The 1949-nt window shown below is 62.1% G+C and carries 4 protein-coding genes; 3 read left to right on the top strand and 1 reads right to left on the bottom strand.

What is annotated here, in order from left to right:
• The 3 genes from F0Q45_RS25725 to F0Q45_RS25715 form a co-directional block, all read left to right on the top strand.
• The coding region (locus F0Q45_RS25725; protein WP_149656552.1) for a hypothetical protein at positions 1 to 603 on the top strand (603 nt) is incomplete at its 5' end.
• Positions 604 to 692: 89 nt separating this feature from the next.
• Positions 693 to 881 carry an antitoxin gene (locus tag F0Q45_RS25720; RefSeq protein WP_149656551.1) on the top strand — a complete coding sequence of 63 codons (189 nt, stop codon included), beginning with the start codon at positions 693 to 695 and terminating at the stop codon, positions 879 to 881.
• Positions 882 to 885: 4 nt separating this feature from the next.
• The gene (locus tag F0Q45_RS25715) at positions 886 to 1323 is read left to right on the top strand and encodes a type II toxin-antitoxin system Rv0910 family toxin (RefSeq protein ID WP_149656550.1); all 438 of its coding nucleotides are present in this window, start codon (positions 886 to 888) and stop codon (positions 1321 to 1323) included.
• 321 nt (positions 1324 to 1644) lie between these two features.
• Here F0Q45_RS25715 and F0Q45_RS25705 read toward each other — a convergent pair.
• Positions 1645 to 1949 (bottom strand): transposase (locus F0Q45_RS25705; RefSeq protein ID WP_149656549.1); only part of this gene is annotated, 305 nt, incomplete at its 5' end.

The raw sequence follows: 1949 nt of genomic DNA, 5'->3' as shown, positions 1-1949 counted from the left end.
GAAAACGGCCCAGGAATTCCGCTGAACCTCTTGCTCACTGTTGACGGGGCCTCGGGCGGAACTAGTATCCGCGTCAACATCCCGAACACCAATATCGGCTTCGACATACCGATCGACGGTCTCCCGATTACATTGACCGTCCCGGTGAACTCTGAGCTGAGCCCGATCGTGATTCAACCAATCAATATCGGCGCCATCCCGCTCGACCTCACGCTCGGCGGCAATACGACCCAGCTCAACGCCAATCTCGGCGCCAGTATCGGACCTATTACCGCCACCCTTTTCCATCTGTCGCCCGTTCCCGGCTTCGGCAACTCCACCAGCAGCCCGTCGTCAGGCTTCTTCAACTCGGGTGTCGGTGGCTCATCAGGCTTCGGCAATACCGGTGACACCCTGTCCGGCTTCTGGAACGTCGGTTCGCAGGTCACGGGGCTCCAGAACTATGGCGGCAACCTCCTCTCTGGCATCACCAACCTCGGCAGCGCCTTGTCAGGCATCAACAACACCAGCGACCTGGGCATCGCGCTATCTGGCCTCGTCTCGGGTATCGGAAACTTCGGCAGCCGACTCTCGGGCCTCTTCCTCAGCGGCTCGGTGCCCTAAGCGCAGCGGCAGTGGGTTTGGGCGCCACCAACGCCGGCAAGTAGGGTTCGTCAACGATGCTGTAGATCCCCAGGGAAGGCTGGTTACGCATGGGAATCCTGGACAAAGCCAAAGACCTGCTGGCGCAGAACGCCGACAAGGTCGAGACGGTGATCGACAAGGCGGGCGAATTCGTCGACGAGAAGACACAGGGCAAGTACTCCGACACCATCCACAAGGTGCAGGAACAGGCCAAGAAGGTCGTCGAACCCGGCGAGACGGGCGACCAAGAGAACTGAGCACATGGCGAAGCTGTCTGGATCTATCGACGTCCCGCTGCCGCCCGACGATGCCTGGAAACATGCTTCGGATCTGTCCCGCTACCGGGAATGGCTGACGATCCACCGGGTGTGGCGCAGCAAGTTGCCCGAAACCCTGGAGAAAGGCGCGGTCGTCGAGTCCATCGTCGAGGTCAAGGGGATGCCCAACCGGATCAGATGGACTATCGTGCGCTACAAACCCCCGGAGGGTATGACGCTCAACGGTGACGGCGTTGGTGGCGTGAAGGTCAAGCTGATGGCCAAGGTAGCGTCCAAAGACGACGGCTCGGTGGTCAGCTTCGACGTTCACCTCGGCGGGCCCGCGCTGTTCGGGCCGATCGGCATGATCGTCGCGGCTGCGCTGAGAAGCGATATCAGAGCATCGCTGCAGAACTTCGTCGACGTATTCGCGCGGGCCTGACCTGCGGAACAGGCCTCCTGCGCGATTCTGCACGACCCCGAAGTCCGCGGCTACTACGACCAGCTCCGCGCCCGCGGCACCAAGCACAACGCCGCTCTCCGCCAGGTCGCCAACCGGCTCGTAGGTGTCCAGGCATGCCCCTACGCCAACATCTGTGAACAATGCGACAACTACACCACCACAACCGAATTCGTGCCCCAACTCCGTGCCCAACTGGCCGACGAAACGGTGCTTCGTGACGACGCCCAAACACGCGGCTGGACAGCGAAGTCGCCCGCCACGCCCGCGTGATTGCCAGCATTCAACGCCATCTCGACTCCCTCAACAAACCCATCTTGACCCCATCCGAGGTTGACCTGGACCCCAGGGCCGGTTAAAAGCGATGCGGCCGATGTGTTTGACGATGCGGTTGTAGCCTTCGCTGCGGGCGTTGGTCAGGCCGGTGGTGATTGCGAGAATCATTGGTGCCTGCCAGGTTTCGATGGTCGCGGCGAGGTCGTGAATCTCGGGTACAGCGGTGGCCGCGCAGAACGCGTAGAACCGGTGCAGCGCCGCGGCTATGTCGTAGCGCAGCCCGCCGGCGACGGTGCACGCCAGCACGTCACGCAGCAGCTCCTTGGCGATCC

The organism is Mycobacterium simiae (genome assembly GCF_008370645.1).
GTDB classification, from domain to species: Bacteria; Actinomycetota; Actinomycetes; order Mycobacteriales; family Mycobacteriaceae; genus Mycobacterium; species Mycobacterium simiae_A.
This window is presented reverse-complemented; position numbering and strand designations above follow the sequence as displayed.